Origin of the sequence: Ruminococcus sp. MSJ-25 (assembly GCF_018917825.1) — a bacterium.
Classification (GTDB): Bacteria; Bacillota; Clostridia; order Oscillospirales; family Ruminococcaceae; genus Hominimerdicola; species Hominimerdicola aceti.
The window spans coordinates 19,626-35,604 of the sequence record NZ_JAHLPI010000014.1; the positions used below are offsets into that span (position 1 = coordinate 19,626).

Genomic DNA, 15,979 nt, shown 5'->3' on the forward strand with positions numbered 1-15,979 from the left:
CTTCCCCAAATGGGAAAGCGGATATGCTTATTTGATATCAAATTAGTCAGCAAAGAAAACTGAGAAAGCCTTATATGCCATATAAGTGTCTATCTTCGAGGTTATCTCAAATGGTGCGTGCATTGAAAGCACTGGTACGCCAACGTCGATAACGTTCATGTCAAGGTTTGCGATATACTGTGCGACAGTTCCTCCACCGCCGCCGTCTACCTTGCCAAGCTCGCCTGTCTGCCAAACGATGTTGTGTTCGTCAAAGAGTTTTCTTACTCTGCCCACAAACTCAGCAGAAGCATCGGAAGTGCCTGACTTGCCTCTTGCACCTGTGAACTTTGTGGCAACAACGCCGTAGTTTATCTGTGATGAGTTTCTTATCTCGAACGGCTCTGAGAATGTTGGGTCATATGCCGCATTTACGTCTGCTGAAAGGCACTCGGAAGCAGAGATAACGTTTCTGCCCTCAAGTCCGTATACCTTTGCAAGGTCAGCAATGAAGTATGGCAGATATGAGCTGTTAAGTCCTGTGTTGCCGTCACTTCCTGTTTCTTCCTTGTCTGTGAGTATGGTCATGCAGGTCTTTTTAGGGTCTTTGCATTTGAGGATAGCCTGCAAAGCTGTGTATGCACAAACTCTGTCGTCCTGACCATAAGAGCCTACCATGCTTCTGTCAAAGCCAACGTCCTGTGCCTTGAATGCAGGAACAGCTTCAAGCTCTGCGGAAACGAAATCGTCCTCTACAATGCCATATTTCTCGTTAAGGATAGCCATTATGTTGAGTTTTACCTTGTTTGAAACAGCGTCATCTCTGAATGGTCTGGAGCCTATGAGCAGATTAAGCTCCTCGCCCTTGATGAGCTGTGGAGCAGGTCTTTTCATCTGAGCGTCTGCAAGGTGCGGCAGGATATCAGTTACGCAGAAAACAGGGTCGTCCTTGTCCTCACCGATATTTACCGTAACGCTTTCGCCGTCAGCCTTTATAACAACGCCATGAAGCGACATTGGAACAGTTGTCCACTGATATTTCTTTATGCCGCCGTAATAGTGTGTCTTGAACAGGCAAAGTTCCTTGTCCTCATAGAGAGGGTTCTGCTTGAGGTCAAGACGTGGTGAGTCGATATGAGCGGCAGCAAGTCTGATACCTTTTTCAAGACCGTCCTTGCCCATAACTGTAAGTATGATAGCCTTTCCTCTGTTTACAAAATAGAACTTGTCGCCGGCGTCATACTTCTTGCCCTTTTCATAAGGCTTGAAGCCTGCTTTTTCAGCCTGAGCCACTGCCTCGATAACAGCCTCACGCTCTGTTTTTGCAGTGTTCAGAAAGCTTTTATAGCCCTCGCAGAACTTGTCTGCCTTTTTGAGCTTTTCTTCGCTAAGGCGAAGTCCACCGTTTTTCTTATCCGAAAGAAGCTTTTCTGCAAGCTTTTCGCCCTCGGACTTTTCTTTCTTCTTGTTATCCATTGTAAAGTCCTCCTTTTAATATATTCTTATTGAAACTGCGTTACAATGGGCGGACACTGTTCGCCCCTGCGCATGGTTTTGCTTAACTGTTTTCTGTAATATCCCCATGACTGCTGAGTATATCCTTATAATTGTCATAGGCTTTGCGTATCTTGCGCACATAGTTTGAAGTCTGGTCATTTTCGTCAGGTATGTCGCTGACTTTGAAATTGTCAGGGTCAACAGTGCCGTTTTCTATCCAACTGTCAACAAGATTCATTCCGCAGTGATATGCCGCCGCTGTCAGCTCTACTGAACCGTCATACTTTTCCATAAGATAGCTGAGATAGTATGTGCCATATTGGATATTAAGCTCAGGGTCGAACATATCGTCATAGGTGTTGTCACGCTGATCGTCAAGGCGATATTTTATCCAATCGTATGCGTCCTCCATAAGCTGCATAAGACCTCTGGCACCCACTGATGAAACAGCGTCCTTATTAAAGCCGCTTTCCACTTTTATTACAGAGAACACAAGCACAGGGTCGCACTTGTACTTGGTGCTGTATCTTATTACATACTCCTCATAATCTGTAGGATATGAAAAAGAGTTCGGAATATCCTTTGCCTTGTTGATTATCTGCTCGTGATAAAGATATGTGAGCCAGCCTATACCGCACAGCAGAAGTATGACTGCTATGAGTACGGGACCTTTTTTTATGTGCCTTTTCTTTTTACGCCTGCTGTTTTTTCCATTAGCCGCCATTATATCTTTCCTTTATTGTTTCTATGACCTCACAGGTCTTTTGGAATGTGTCATTCACAGAGCCGTTGTTCTCAATGACGAAATCGCTGTGAGCTTTGAAAAATTCCATAGTATGCTGAGAAGAAAAACGCTTTTTTGCAAGCTCCGCCGTAATACCGTCCCTTTTGGTTATCCTTTCAAGCCTTATGCCAAAGTCTGCCACAACGCTTACGATAACACTGCAAAGCTTATCCGCACCTGCTTCAAAAAGGGTCGGTGCGTCAAGAAGAACAAACTCGCTCTTTGTAGCGTTTATCTTTTCGTCAATAAGCTTGTTTATAAAAGGGTATATGGTATCATTGAGCATTTGAAGCTTATTCTTATCTGAAAAAACTATCTCCCCGAGCTTCTGTCTGTCAAGAGAATAGTTCTCGTCAAAGCAGCTTGGGAAAAGCTTTGCAAGCTCTTTACAGCATTCGCTATCAGCGTTTGTGACTTCTCTTGCGACTATATCGCAGTTTATTATCTCAAAGCCATTTTCTCTGAAAGCGTCCGATATAGTTGTCTTGCCTGCACCGCTTTGACCTGTAAGCCCTACTACTGTTTTTTTCACAGTTTCACCACCTGAAAGCCTGCGGCTCTTAAAAGTCGGTTATACACTGCAAGCCCCACGCCGTCTTTGTTAGGACAGCGTGCAAAAACTTTCTTTGCACCTATATCGTCAAGCTCTCTGAGGACGTCAAAAAGCTCTTTTGCCTGTTCCTCGTCATTTGCGCCATAGCAGATATGCGGGATATCAAGCTCATCACAATCGCTGTCAGTGAACACCATAAGAGTGGTGTCATTGTCAGCGTGAGTTTTCACATATTCTCTGAAAGCTTCAAGACTGCTGTCAATGATAGTCACATCAGCCTTTGGGGCATAGTGCTTGTATTTCATGCCAGGGGAGCGGACTTTTACGTTCTCACCCAGCTTTTCCAAAACGCCCTTGTCGATAAGAACGTTCGGGGTGATCTCCATAAGATCCTCGGCTGAGATAAATCCCGGTCTGAGAAGTCTTATTCCGTCCTCGCCTTCAAAGCTTATGACAGTTGATTCAACACCCACTCCGCAAGCTCCGCCGTCTATTATGGCAGGTATCCTGCCGTGCATATCGTTAAGGACGTGCTGTGCTGTTGTAGGTGATGGGCTGCCTGAAAGGTTAGCCGACGGTGCGGCGATAGGGAAGCCGCAGGCTGAGATAAGCGCTCTTGCCACCTTATGTGACGGCATTCTTATGCCCACTGTGTCAAGTCCTCCGCTCGTTACCATTGGTATTTTTTCAGACTTTGGCATTATCATTGTGAGAGGTCCTGCCCAAAATTTTTCTGCGCACTTTACAGCAAGGGACGGTATCTTATCCACAAGTCCCTCAAGCTGAGAAATGTCAGATATATGCACTATTAGAGGATTGTCGGCAGGTCTGCCCTTTGCGGCGAATATTTTTCTTACAGCCGCTTCATCAAAAGCGTTCGCCGCAAGACCATATACAGTTTCCGTCGGCATACCAACGACTTCACCCTGTGAGAGCAGCTTTGCGGCATATGCTATGCTGTCCTCGTCAGTGCCCAGTATTTTTGTGTCAAACATTTTTTATTCTTCTTCCTGACTTGCAAGCTTGGCAGCCTGATCGGCTGTTGCAAGTGCGTCGATTATTTCATCAAGTGCGCCGTTAAGCACCTGTTCAAGTCTGTAGATAGTAAGACCTATTCTGTGGTCGGAAATTCTTCCCTCAGGATAGTTGTAAGTTCTTATTCTTTCGGAACGGTCACCTGTTCCCACTTGTGAACGTCTGTTATCTGCTATTTCCTTGTTCTGTGCCTGAACTTTCTGATCGAGAAGTCTTGAACGGAGAACTTTCAGAGCCTTTTCCTTGTTCTTGAACTGCGAACGCTCGTCCTGACACTCAACTACCATGCCTGTAGGCAGATGAGTTATTCTGATAGCGGAAGATGTCTTGTTGATGTGCTGTCCGCCTGCTCCTGATGAACGGAACACGTCTATTTTCAGGTCTTTTTCTTCGTTAAGGTCAAGCTCCACCTCATCAGCCTCTGGAAGCACGGCAACTGTAACAGTAGACGTGTGAACTCTGCCCTGTGACTCAGTTTCAGGTACACGCTGAACCCTGTGTACTCCGCTTTCATATTTAAATCTTGAATAAGCTCCCTCGCCTGACACGCTGAAAGTTATTTCCTTATAGCCGCCAAGCTCTGTTTCGTTGGCGTTCATGACCTCTATAGTCCAGCCCTTTGAAGCGGCATACATTGAATACATTCTATAAAGAGAGCCTGCAAACAGCGCAGCTTCCTCACCGCCTGCTCCGCCTCTTATCTCTATGATAACGTTACGCTCATCGTTAGGGTCTTTCGGCAGCAGGAGAAGCTTAAGCTCTTCTTCAAGCTTAGCCATATCTTCCTTGGATTCTTCAAGCTGCATCTGCACCATTTCCTTGAAGTCCTTATCCATTCCGCCTGCGTCAAGAAGTTCAAGAGCCTCGTCATTGGCAGCCTTTGCCTTTTTGTATTCGCCGAACTTTTCAACTATCGGCGTAAGTGTCTTGTATTCTTTCATAAGGCTCGTATACAGTGAAGTGTTGTTTACAGTTTCAGGCTGCATGAGCTTTTCGTTTATTTCATTGAATTTATCTTCGAGTGCTTTGAGTTTTTCAAACATAGTTATATTCTCCTGTCATTTTTATTTCATATCATACATTTGTTATATATCATAAATTGCGAGAATAGCTATGACTCAGCCTCTCTGATAATAGTTTTTACGTTCTTTTCGGCTTTGCTGCGTACTATCATGAACTCTCGTCCGCAGCCCTCGCAGCGCAGCTTGAAATCCATGCCTGAGCGCAGAACTATCATTCTGTTACTGCCGCAGGGGTGACTTTTCTTCATTACAAGAATATCGCCTTTTACAATATCCATTTTGCACCACTTTCCTTTCTTAAAAGGTGAAGCAGAGCGAATACTCTGCCCATACATCATTATTATAACACATTTCTCCCTTTATTGCAATAGCGGAGAGGGCGGTTTTATTGCTGTACAAATATTATAGTCCATATATTTGATTTTTGTTGCATTGTTACAAAAACGACATTATAAGAAGCTGAATTTACAAAATGTTCATTGAACGCCCTGCTGAAAAGTGTTAATATTAGATTGTTCAAATTTGAAATATCTAATATTGGAGGTTTGACAATGAACGATAACATGACAACAGCAACGCATATGTTTGATCATTCAAAGAAGCTTGCAGAAGCATATGAAAAGGTCATGCAGCCCCTTTGTAAAAAGCTCGATATGCCAAAGACTGCCCTTGACGTGCTTATGTTCCTTGCGAACAATCCTGAGTTCAACACAGCGGGTGATGTGTGCAGATACAGGAATATCAAGGCGGCGCTTGTGTCTTTCCATGTAGAAAAGCTTGTGGAAGCAGGCTTTGTTGAAAGGCAGGCGGTAAAGGGCGACAGAAGAAAATGCCGTCTGGTCTGCACAGAAAAGGCCCAGCCTGTTATAAAAGAGGGCAGAGAGCTGCAGAAAAAGTTTGCACAAAAGCTTATCGCTGGCTTTTCGGACGATGACATGGCACATTTCAAAAAATGCCTGCATATCGTTAGCGACAATATAGACAGCATTCTTAAAGAATGTATGTAGAAGGAGGTAGCAACTATGATAAAACTGCTTAAAAGGATGGGCAAGCGTGAGGTGCTTATGGCTGTTCTCTGTACACTTCTGGTGCTGGGACAGGTGTATTTTGACCTGACGCTGCCTGACTATATGACTGACCTGACAATGATGCTCAACACGGCAGGCAGTGAAACTTCCGATATCCTGAACGTCGGACTTAAAATGCTTGGCTGTACCCTTGCAAGTGCCGCTCTTGCTATCGGCTGCGGCTATCTTTCCGCAAAGACTGCCTCAGGATTCAGCTACACAATAAGAGAAAAGCTTTTTAACCACGTTATGGATATGGGCAGCGAGGAGATGCAGGACTTTTCCATACCTAGTCTTATAACAAGGACAACAAACGACATTACACAGATACAGATGATAATATCAATGGGCTTGCAGATGATAATAAAATCGCCTATCATGGCGGTTTGGGCTGTTATAAAGATACTTGGCAAGAGCTGGGAGCTTTCAGCGGTGACTGCGGCGTTCGTTGTGGTGATATGCGTATTCGTTCTTGCAGTAATGGCGACCTGCATACCGAGATTCCGTATCGTTCAGAAGCTAACTGATAAAATAAACCGTGTGGCAAGAGAAAATCTCACAGGCATAAACGTTGTCCATGCTTTCAATGCTGAGAAATATCAGAACGACAAGTTCGATGTTCCAAGCAAGGATATGATGAACACACAGCTTAAAAACCAGAGAATGTTCGCACTTATGATGCCAGTTATGAATATCGGAATGAATGGTCTGACCCTTGCTATCTACTGGCTTGGTGCAGTGCTTATCCAGCAGATAGCCCTGACGGCAGTTCAGGACAGGATAACGCTTTTCAGCAACGTTGTTGTTTTCAGCACATATGCCACATACGTTGTAATGTCATTTATGATGCTCGTTATGATATTCATGATGCTCCCTGCGGCTCAGGTATCAGCAGAGCGTATCAACGAAGTGCTTGAGCGTGACGTGAACATAAAAGAGGGAAGCGTCAGCGAGGGAAGAGAGCAGGGCACTGTGGAATTTAAAAACGTTTCTTTCAGATATCCTCATGCCTCTGAGGACGAGCTGAGCAACATAAGTTTCAAGATAAACAAGGGTCAGACCCTTGCCATAATCGGTGCAACAGGAAGCGGCAAGACAACGCTTATAAGCCTTATACCAAGATTTTATGACGCAACAGAGGGCGAAGTCCTCGTGGACGGCGTAAACGTAAAAAACTATAAGTTTGACACCCTTTATGACAAGCTTGGATATGTCACACAGAAGGCTGTGCTTTTTGCAGGAAGCATAAGAGAAAACGTATTTTTCGGCGAAAGCGGTGCACCTGAAACTGACGAGGAGCTTAAAAACGCTATCGGGCTTTCTCAGGCGGAGGAGTTTGTGAATAAGCTTCCTGACGGCACAGAGCATATGATATCTCAAATGGGCAGAAACGTTTCAGGCGGACAGAAACAGCGTTTGTCTATTGCAAGAGCGCTTTCAAGAAAGCCTGAGATACTTGTATTTGATGATTCTTTCTCAGCCCTTGATTACAAGACAGACGCAAAGCTCAGAGAGGCTCTTAACGAGAAACTTAAAGACACGACAAAGATAATCGTTGCGCAGAGAATAAGCACTATCCGTCATGCAGACAAGATAATAGTCCTTGACCGTGGCGAAGCCGTGGGCATGGGTACTCATGAGGAGCTTATGAAAAACTGCGACGTATACAAAGAGATAGCACTTTCACAGCTTAGTGCGGCAGAGCTTGCATAGAAAGGGGGACTGCACAATGAGAAAATACGAAAAGGCTAGTAAGGGCGAAATGGCGTCCGCTATGAAAAAAATAATAGAGTATATGAAAGGCAGTGTAGGTATCGTTGCAGTGGCATTGGTTCTTGCGGCGCTTGGTGCGGTGCTGACTATTATAGGGCCTGACAAGGTGGGCGAGATAACCGACCTTATGGCAGACGGACTTATGACAGGCATTGACCTTAAAGCGGTGGCAAGGGTAGGAATTTTCCTTGGAGCGATATATATTTCAAGCTCGCTGTTCACATTTATTCAGCAGTATATAATGGCGACAGTCACCCTGAAAATGTCATACAGAATGAGAAGCGACCTTTCAAGAAAGATAAACTGCGTTCCGCAGAAATATTTCAACTCACATTCACAGGGCGATATACTCAGCCGTATCACAAATGATGTATCAACTTTACAACAGGGTCTTACAAACAGTCTTCCGACCATAATCAGTGCGGCGGCACAGTTTGTTGGCTGTCTTATAATGATGTTCGTTACAGAATGGCGACTTGCACTCATCTCACTGTTCATCACATTCTTCGGACTTTTCCTGATAGTTTTCATAATGTCAAAATCACAGAAGTTTTTCCTAGACAGACAGGAAAGCCTTGGTAAGCTCAACGGCTATGTTGAGGAGATGTATTCGGGTCACGAGGTGGTAAGGATATCCCGCGGAGCAGATAATGTAAAGAAACATTTCGCCGGACTTAACGAAGCTGTATACAACGCAAACTGGAAGTCACAGTTTCTTTCAGGCATGATGCAGCCACTTATGAACGTTATCGGAAACCTTGCATACGTTGCGGTATGCGTTTTCGGCTCGATGCTCGCTCTTAACGGCACTATCACATTCGGCGTTATAATATCGTTCATTCTTTATGTAAGACTTTTCACATCGCCTCTTGGTCAGATAGCTCAGGGCATGACAAATATGCAGACAGCTTCCGCCTCAGCTCAGAGAATATTTGACTTTATCGAAAGCGAAGAGCTTTCAGACGAGAGCGGAAAGAGCAGTGAAGTCCCTGAGGTAAAGGGCAACGTAAGCTTTGAAAATGTACGTTTCAGCTATCCGGATACTCCTGACAAGGTGATAATAAAGAACTTTTCCGCAGAGGTAAAGGCAGGTCAGAAGGTGGCTATCGTCGGACCTACCGGTGCAGGAAAGACCACAATGGTAAATCTGCTTATGAGATTTTTCGAGATAAACAGCGGAAGTATCTCCATAGACGGCACGCCTATCTCACAGCTGAGCCGTGAAACGGTGCACAATATGTTCAGCATGGTTTTGCAGGACACATGGCTTTTTGAGGGCACTGTAAGAGAAAACCTTGTATACAACATGGAGGGCATAAGCGACGAGTCCCTTGAAAGAGTGTGCAAAGCCTGCGGTCTGGATAAGTTCGTTCATACGCTCCCTGAGGGCTTTGATACAGTGCTTTCAGAAAGCGTGGCAATATCCGCAGGACAGAAACAGCTTCTCACTATCGCAAGGGCAATGCTCCAGAACGCGCCTATGCTCATACTTGATGAAGCAACATCTTCTGTCGATACGAGAACGGAGCTTCTTATCCAAAGGGCAATGGATAAGCTTACAAAGGGCAGAACGAGCTTTGTTATCGCACACAGACTTTCGACTATCAAAAACGCAGACCTGATACTTGTTATGCGTGACGGCGACGTTATCGAAAGCGGAAACCATGAAACCCTTATGGCAAAGGGCGGATTTTATGCCGAGCTTTATAACAGCCAGTTCGATCAGGCTTCATAAAGCAGGCTTTTATATGCAAAGCACACGGCTTTTACGGCTGTGTGCTTTGTGCTTTTTTTACTAAAATGGGTGTGACAGTGGTGTGGCTGTATTGAAAAATGACAATAAAGTGTATTTTATTTCTTAAAATCAGATATTTCACTTGACTAATCCGTATTAAAATGGTATGATAAATATGTATTTTTATAAAATATATTATTTGCAGAAGGATTGATATATAATGAAAACACCATTTATAACTAAGGAAAAGGCTGAGGAGATAATCAAGCAGTATCCTACACCTTTTCATATCTACGACGAAAAGGGTATCAGACAGAGAGCCAGAGATCTTTACAAGGCATTTAGCTGGAACAAAGGCTTCAAAGAGTATTTTGCTGTAAAGGCTACCCCTAACCCATTCATTTTGAAAATACTCAAGGAAGAGGGCTGCGGCGTTGACTGTTCTTCTCTTACTGAGCTTATGATGAGCGACTGCTGCGGATTCAGCGGAAGCGACATCATGTTTTCTTCAAACGTAACTCCAAAAGCGGATTTTCTCAAGGCAAGAGAGCTTGGCGCTTATATCAACCTTGATGATTTCACACACATAGATTATCTTGACGACCTTTGCGGTATTCCTGAAACTATCTGCTGCCGTTTCAATCCGGGCGGACATTTCGAGATAGAAACTCAGATAATGGACAACCCTGGCGAGGCTAAGTACGGCTTCACAAGAGAGCAGCTTTTTGAGGGCTTCAAGGTACTTCAGCAGAAAGGCGCAAAGCATTTCGGACTTCACGCTTTCCTTGCTTCAAACACTGTTTCAAACGCTTATTATCCAAAGCTTGCAAGAATACTTTTTGAGCTTGCTGTTGAGCTTCATGAAAAGACGGGTGCAGACATCAAGTTCGTAAACCTTTCAGGCGGTGTTGGCATAGCATATGAGCCTGACAAGCCGCAGAACGATATCTTCGCTATCGGCGAGGGCGTTCGCAAGGCATTTGAGGATATAATGGTTCCTGCCGGTCTTGGGGACGTTGCTATCTTCACAGAGCTTGGCAGATATATGCTTGCTCCGTTCGGTCATCTCGTTGCTACCTGCACACATCACAAGCACACATACAAGGAGTATGTTGGACTTGACGCTTGTGCCTGCAACCTTATGCGTCCTGCTATGTACGGTTCATATCATCACATCACAGTTCTTGGCAAGGAGAACGCTCCATGCGACCACAAGTATGACGTAACCGGCGGTCTTTGCGAGAACAACGATAAGTTTGCGATCGACAGAATGTTGCCTGAGATAGACACAGGCGACATCATCGTTATCCACGACACAGGCGCACACGGCTTCTCAATGGGTTACAACTACAACGGAAAGCTCCGCTCAGCAGAGATACTTCTCCATGAGGACGGCTCTTTCGACATGATAAGACGTGCCGAAACTCCTGCTGACTATTTCGCAACATTTGATTTCACTGATATTTTCGATAAATATACAAAGAATAATAAGTAATGGTGCTTAGATCCACAGGGAATTTCTCTGTGGGTCTTGCTGTTTTTGGGCGTTTGATGAGCAAATATTAAAAAAATCGGAATTTATGTGATTTTTGCTTGCAAAATAGTATGAGATGTAGTATAATATTAAATTGAATTGGTGTATTTTTATGCCTAATATTAAGAAAGGTCAGGGATTATATATGGATTTGAACATGGTCAAGTATCTGGCAGAGCTTAGCAAGCTGGAATATTCCGATAAAGAGCTTGCAGCCACAGCCGAGCAGATGACTGATATTATTGATCTTATGGATACCGTAAAGGAAATCGACATTACCTATGACGATCTCAAGGACAATCATGATGTTTACCTCAACGATCTGAGAAAAGACGAGGTCATCGAATCTATGCCTACTTCAAAGGTCCTTTCAAATGCAGTGAATACAAACAACTGCTTTGTAGTGCCTAAGGTCGTAGAGTAAATTTAACAGGAAGGTAGTGTGAAATTTGGACGTTTCTTCAATGAAAATCCGTGATATGCGTAAGGCTCTTGACAGTAAGGAAATTTCCGCTAAAGAGCTTGCACAGACATATTTTGAGAGAATAAAGAAATATGACGATAAGGTAAAGAGCTTTATCACTGTTACTGAGGAAAAGGCTCTGGAGCAGGCTGAAAAGGCTCAGGGCGTTATCGATAAGGGCGAGGCAAAGGCTCTCACAGGAATACCTGTGGCAGTAAAGGACAATATTTGTACAGAGGGCGTAAAGACCACTTGTGCGTCAAAAATGCTTGAAAACTTTGTTCCGCCTTATAATGCGACCGTTATGGAAAAACTCGACGCTGAGAATATCGTAATGCTCGGCAAGACTTCCATGGACGAGTTCGCAATGGGAGGCTCTACACAGACCTCCGCTTTTGCAAAGACTAAAAACCCTTATGATCTTGACCGTGTACCTGGAGGCTCATCAGGCGGATCTGCTGCGGCAGTTGCTGCGGGACTTGCTCCTGTTGCTCTTGGTACTGATACAGGCGGATCTATCAGACAGCCTGCTGCTTTCTGCGGCGTGACAGGTATCAAGCCAACATACAGCAGAGTTTCAAGATTTGGTCTTGTGGCTTTCGCTTCATCTCTTGACCAGATAGGCTCTATCGGTCTTGACGCTCATGACTGTGCTATCCTTCTTAACGAGATATGCGGTTATGACTTCCATGACGGCACAAGCTCAAAGCTTGAAGTGCCTGACTTCACTGCAAAGATAGGCGAGTCAATGAAGGGCATGAAGATAGCACTCCCTAAGGAGTTCTATGCAGAGGGCATCAATGATGAGGTAAAGGCTGCCGTTTTAAAGGCTGCTGAGGAATATAAGGCAATGGGCGCTGAGCTTATCGAGTGTTCAATGCCGTCGCTTAAGTATGCTGTTCCTTGTTATTATCTTCTTGCCTGTGCTGAGGCGGCTTCAAACCTGTCAAGATATGACGGTATCAAGTATGGTCACAGAACGCTCACAGCTGACAGCTATGAGGAGCTTATAATCAAGTCACGTTCAGAGGGCTTCGGCGAGGAAGTGAAGAGAAGAATACTTCTTGGAAACTATTGCCTGTCAAGCGGATATTATGACGCTTACTATAGAAAAGCAATGGCTCTCAGACAGCTTATAAGAAAAGAATACAACGATATATTCGAGAAGTGCGACGTTATTCTTACGCCGACAACTCCTGCTGTTGCATACAGCCCTGAGATGACTTCCGACCCTGTTCAGATGTATCAGGCTGATATATGCACAGTTACAGTAAATATCGCAGGTCTGCCTGCAATATCAACTCCTTGCGGCTATGACAGCAAGGGTATGCCTATCGGTATGTCTGTTATAGGCAGAAAGTTCGACGAGGCAACTATCATCAAGACTGCCGACGCATACGAAAAGGGCTTCAAGCCTGTTGCGCCAAAGCTTTAAGGGAGGTAAGACAAATGGAAAAATGGAGAACGGTCATCGGCCTTGAGATCCACGCCGAGCTGCTTACCAAAACTAAGATCTTTTGTAACTGCTCCGCTGAGTTCGGAGGTGCGCCAAATACAAGATGCTGCCCTGTATGTACAGGTATGCCCGGTACTCTGCCTATCATCAATCAGCAGGCTGTAGAGTATGCTGTAAAGGCAGGATATGCGCTCAACTGCGGTATCAACAAGTTTTCGGTATTCGACAGAAAGAACTACTTCTATCCTGACCTGCCAAAGGCATATCAGATATCACAGCTTTACAGACCTATCGTAGGTCCCGGATATGTACCTATCGAGGTGAACGGTCAGAAAAAGAATATCAGAATAAACCATATCCACCTTGAGGAAGACGCCGGTAAGCTCGTTCATGACGCTTTCAACGGAATCTCAATGGCTGACTATAACAGATGCGGTATCCCGCTTATCGAGATAGTTACTGAGCCTGATATAGCGTCAGCAGAAGAAGCTATGGCTTTTGTTGAGCAGATTTCTTTGCTTTTGCAGTATGCAGGCGTTTGCGACTGTAAAATGGAGCAAGGCTCACTGAGATGCGACGTTAATATCTCTCTTATGCGTCCAGACGCAACTGAGTTCGGTACTCGTGCGGAGATAAAGAACATCAACTCTATCAAGTCTGTGGGCAGAGCTATCAAGTATGAGGAAAAAAGACAGGCGCTTCTTCTTGAAGCTGGCAAAAAGGTCGTTCAGGAAACAAGGCGTTACAACGCAAACAGAGATAAGACAACTTCAATGCGTACAAAGGAAAACGCTAACGACTATCGTTATTTCCCGGAGCCTGATATTCTTCAGGTGAACCTCACTGACGCTCAGCTTGATGAGATAAAGGCTAAGCTGCCTGAAATGCCAAGCAGCAGATTCAAGAGATACACTGAGGAATACGGTATTTCTGAGATAGACGCAAAAACGCTTATCCAAACAAAGATAATCTCAGATTTCTTTGAGAATGCACTTAAGAGATATAACAATCCTAAGAGCGTGGCTGTGTTCATTCTCGGCGAGTTTATGAGAAGAGTAAATTTGGGCGAGATAGATATAAACAATATCAGCTTTACACCTGAGGAATTTGCAGAGCTTGTTGAAATGGCTGATACTGAAAAGGTATCAAAGAACGACGCTAAGACCGTGTTCAGAGCAATGGTAGAAGAGGGCGGCAAGCCTATGGACATTGCAAAGAGCAAGGGTATGATAATCACTGTAGATACTGCAAAGGTTGAGGCAGGCGTTGACGAGATACTCGCCGCAAATGCCGCACAGGTAGAGCAGTATAAGAACGGCGAAACAAAGGTATTCGGCTTTATCATGGGTCAGTGTACAAAGGCTCTCAAGGGCGTTGCAACACCTAAGATAATCAAGGAAATTCTTGAAAGCAAGCTGAAAGCTGCCGCCGCAAGTGCCGCTTCTGATGCAGAGAAGAAAGAGGACGTAAAGGATAACGTTATCGACACTTCAAAGCTCACAAAGTATGAGAACGCTGATAAATATGTACCTGAAAATGACGGCAAAATGCTTATGATAGATACGGCTGACGTCAAGAAAGAGTTTATGCTTGCTGACGCTAAGGCTAACATGGGCAAGGAAGTTGAGTTTTCAGGCTGTGTTCACAGAATAAAGAACATGGGAAGCATTGCATTTATCGTTGTAAGAACCTCAAGAGATGTTATACAGACAGTTTACTCTGCTGACAACTGCAAGGATTCTATCGAGGGTCTGAGAGAGGGCTTCTTTGTAAACGTAAAGGGTATCGTTAAGGAAAACCCTAAGGATTTCAACGGTCTTGAAATAGAGCTTGATTCTATCAAGCTTATCTCAACGAATGCCGCTGAGCTTCCTTTAAAAATATCACAGGGCAGGCTTAACTGCACAATAGAAGTAAACCTTGATAACCGTGCGGCTTCACTGAGAAACCCTTATGAGAGGGCTATATTCAAGCTCCAAGAGGGTCTTGTTCAGGGTATGCACAAGTTCATGCAGGCAAACAACTTCACTGAGATACACTCGCCAAAGATAGTTGCTCAGGGTGCAGAGGGCGGCGCTAACATCTTCCGCCTTGACTATTTCGGTAAGTCTGCGTTCCTTAACCAGTCACCGCAGTTCTATAAGCAAATGGCTGTGGCATTCTTTGACAGAGTTTATGAGATAGCACCTGTATACAGAGCTGAAAAGCACGCTACTTCACGTCATATCAACGAGTATATCGGTCTTGATTTTGAAATGGGCTATATCGACAGTATGTATGACGTTATGAAGATGGAGATCGCAATGCTCAAGTCCATTTTCGAGTATATCAAGGAGAACTATCAGAACGAGTTGAAGATACTTGACGCTGACGTTCCTGAGATAAAGGAAGTTCCGTCTATCAAGTTCGCTGACGCTATCGAACTGCTGAGAGGCGGCGAGGGAAGCGGCAAGAAGTTCGATCTTGACCCGGAGGACGAGGTAAACCTCGGCAAGTATGCAAAGGAGAAGTACGATTCAGACTTTATCTTTGTTACACACTTCCCATCATCAAAGCCTCCGTTCTATGCAATGAACTCTAGGGAAGACCCAAGAGAGGCATACAAGTTCGACCTGCTGTTCAGAGGACTTGAAATTACTTCGGGCGGTCAGAGAATACACGATTATAACGAGCAGGTAGAGAAGATGAAGGCTCAGGGACTTGACCCTGATGATTTCAAGAACTATCTTGAGGCTCACAAGTATGGTCTGCCACCTCACGGCGGACTCGGTATCGGTCTTGAAAGACTTCTCATGAAGCTTCTTAACAAGAACAACATCAGGGAAACATCACTGTTCCCAAGAGATATCAACAGACTTCTTCCATAGTCTGCAAATATGTTTATCAAAGAACGGGCAGGTCTGTCCGTTCTTTTTTGTATGGGCGACCTGAGGTCGTCCGCATATCACCATGCCATTTTTATGTTTTTTGCTTGGCAATAAGACGAAAACGGGACGTCGGGGGCGCCGTCCCCTACAGTATTTGAATATAAGCTGAATATTTGTCCAATAAGAATAGTATAATTCAATGAAACTGATTCGG

13 protein-coding genes are annotated in these 15,979 nt (G+C 44.5%); 7 read left to right on the forward strand and 6 right to left on the reverse strand.

Translation table 11 applies throughout. From position 1 onward, the window contains the following. Nucleotides 1-42: 42 nt before the first annotated feature. From KQH97_RS04260 to KQH97_RS04285, 6 genes are all read right to left on the reverse strand, one after another. Entirely contained in the window at nucleotides 43-1,455 is a 1,413-nt protein-coding gene (locus KQH97_RS04260) for an aminopeptidase (protein ID WP_117856302.1), read from the reverse strand. A gap of 82 nt (nucleotides 1,456-1,537) precedes the next feature. Further along, the gene (locus KQH97_RS04265) at nucleotides 1,538-2,200 is read right to left on the reverse strand and encodes a lytic transglycosylase domain-containing protein (RefSeq protein ID WP_022287287.1); all 663 of its coding nucleotides are present in this window, start codon (nucleotides 2,198-2,200) and stop codon (nucleotides 1,538-1,540) included. Continuing rightward, the gene (gene coaE, locus KQH97_RS04270; RefSeq protein ID WP_216552919.1) at nucleotides 2,190-2,792 is read right to left on the reverse strand and encodes a dephospho-CoA kinase; all 603 of its coding nucleotides are present in this window, start codon (nucleotides 2,790-2,792) and stop codon (nucleotides 2,190-2,192) included. The genes KQH97_RS04265 and coaE overlap by 11 nt, the downstream gene beginning before the upstream one ends. Beyond that, nucleotides 2,789-3,808 (reverse strand): L-threonylcarbamoyladenylate synthase, encoded by a 1,020-nt coding sequence (locus KQH97_RS04275; RefSeq protein ID WP_216552921.1) that lies wholly within the window; start codon nucleotides 3,806-3,808, stop codon nucleotides 2,789-2,791. Before KQH97_RS04275 ends, coaE begins: the two co-directional genes overlap by 4 nt. A gap of 3 nt (nucleotides 3,809-3,811) precedes the next feature. Continuing rightward, nucleotides 3,812-4,891, reverse strand: a complete 1,080-nt coding sequence (gene prfA / locus KQH97_RS04280; RefSeq protein WP_216552924.1) for a peptide chain release factor 1 — start codon at nucleotides 4,889-4,891, stop codon at nucleotides 3,812-3,814. A 68-nt stretch (nucleotides 4,892-4,959) separates the two neighbouring features. Further along, nucleotides 4,960-5,148: a DUF951 domain-containing protein gene (locus KQH97_RS04285; RefSeq protein WP_022287283.1), complete on the reverse strand. Its 189-nt coding sequence runs from the start codon at nucleotides 5,146-5,148 to the stop codon at nucleotides 4,960-4,962. Nucleotides 5,149-5,421: 273 nt separating this feature from the next. Between KQH97_RS04285 and KQH97_RS04290 the strand changes: the two genes are divergently transcribed. The 7 genes from KQH97_RS04290 (at nucleotide 5,422) to gatB (ending at nucleotide 15,765) form a co-directional block, all read left to right on the forward strand. After that, the gene (locus KQH97_RS04290; protein ID WP_117876180.1) at nucleotides 5,422-5,877 is read left to right on the forward strand and encodes a MarR family winged helix-turn-helix transcriptional regulator; all 456 of its coding nucleotides are present in this window, start codon (nucleotides 5,422-5,424) and stop codon (nucleotides 5,875-5,877) included. 15 nt (nucleotides 5,878-5,892) lie between these two features. Continuing rightward, nucleotides 5,893-7,650, forward strand: coding sequence for an ABC transporter ATP-binding protein (locus KQH97_RS04295; protein WP_216552926.1), 1,758 nt, complete (start codon nucleotides 5,893-5,895; stop codon nucleotides 7,648-7,650). A 16-nt stretch (nucleotides 7,651-7,666) separates the two neighbouring features. Further along, nucleotides 7,667-9,445: an ABC transporter ATP-binding protein gene (locus KQH97_RS04300; protein WP_216552928.1), complete on the forward strand. Its 1,779-nt coding sequence runs from the start codon at nucleotides 7,667-7,669 to the stop codon at nucleotides 9,443-9,445. Nucleotides 9,446-9,665: 220 nt separating this feature from the next. Further along, nucleotides 9,666-10,940, forward strand: a complete 1,275-nt coding sequence (locus KQH97_RS04305) for a diaminopimelate decarboxylase (RefSeq protein ID WP_038671606.1) — start codon at nucleotides 9,666-9,668, stop codon at nucleotides 10,938-10,940. A gap of 151 nt (nucleotides 10,941-11,091) precedes the next feature. After that, nucleotides 11,092-11,403 (forward strand): Asp-tRNA(Asn)/Glu-tRNA(Gln) amidotransferase subunit GatC, encoded by a 312-nt coding sequence (gene gatC / locus KQH97_RS04310; protein ID WP_117927440.1) that lies wholly within the window; start codon nucleotides 11,092-11,094, stop codon nucleotides 11,401-11,403. A 40-nt stretch (nucleotides 11,404-11,443) separates the two neighbouring features. Next, nucleotides 11,444-12,877, forward strand: coding sequence for an Asp-tRNA(Asn)/Glu-tRNA(Gln) amidotransferase subunit GatA (gene gatA / locus KQH97_RS04315; protein ID WP_117856442.1), 1,434 nt, complete (start codon nucleotides 11,444-11,446; stop codon nucleotides 12,875-12,877). Nucleotides 12,878-12,891: 14 nt separating this feature from the next. Beyond that, complete coding sequence (gene gatB, locus KQH97_RS08865; RefSeq protein ID WP_216552929.1) at nucleotides 12,892-15,765, forward strand: Asp-tRNA(Asn)/Glu-tRNA(Gln) amidotransferase subunit GatB; 2,874 nt, start codon at nucleotides 12,892-12,894, stop codon at nucleotides 15,763-15,765. The last annotated feature ends 214 nt before the right edge of the window (nucleotides 15,766-15,979 follow it).

What these genes read in the sequence shown, in the direction of transcription:
- KQH97_RS04305 (WP_038671606.1), top strand. Translation starts at nt 9,666, where the DNA reads ATGAAAACACCATTTATAACTAAGGAAAAGGCTGAGGAGATAATCAAG.
- KQH97_RS04275 (WP_216552921.1), bottom strand. Translation starts at nt 3,808, where the DNA reads ATGTTTGACACAAAAATACTGGGCACTGACGAGGACAGCATAGCATAT.
- KQH97_RS04295 (WP_216552926.1), top strand. Translation starts at nt 5,893, where the DNA reads ATGATAAAACTGCTTAAAAGGATGGGCAAGCGTGAGGTGCTTATGGCT.
- KQH97_RS04290 (WP_117876180.1), top strand. Translation starts at nt 5,422, where the DNA reads ATGAACGATAACATGACAACAGCAACGCATATGTTTGATCATTCAAAG.
- KQH97_RS04300 (WP_216552928.1), top strand. Translation starts at nt 7,667, where the DNA reads ATGAGAAAATACGAAAAGGCTAGTAAGGGCGAAATGGCGTCCGCTATG.
- prfA (WP_216552924.1), bottom strand. Translation starts at nt 4,891, where the DNA reads ATGTTTGAAAAACTCAAAGCACTCGAAGATAAATTCAATGAAATAAAC.
- gatA (WP_117856442.1), top strand. Translation starts at nt 11,444, where the DNA reads ATGAAAATCCGTGATATGCGTAAGGCTCTTGACAGTAAGGAAATTTCC.
- KQH97_RS04285 (WP_022287283.1), bottom strand. Translation starts at nt 5,148, where the DNA reads ATGGATATTGTAAAAGGCGATATTCTTGTAATGAAGAAAAGTCACCCC.
- gatC (WP_117927440.1), top strand. Translation starts at nt 11,092, where the DNA reads ATGCCTAATATTAAGAAAGGTCAGGGATTATATATGGATTTGAACATG.
- gatB (WP_216552929.1), top strand. Translation starts at nt 12,892, where the DNA reads ATGGAAAAATGGAGAACGGTCATCGGCCTTGAGATCCACGCCGAGCTG.
- KQH97_RS04265 (WP_022287287.1), bottom strand. Translation starts at nt 2,200, where the DNA reads ATGGCGGCTAATGGAAAAAACAGCAGGCGTAAAAAGAAAAGGCACATA.
- KQH97_RS04260 (WP_117856302.1), bottom strand. Translation starts at nt 1,455, where the DNA reads ATGGATAACAAGAAGAAAGAAAAGTCCGAGGGCGAAAAGCTTGCAGAA.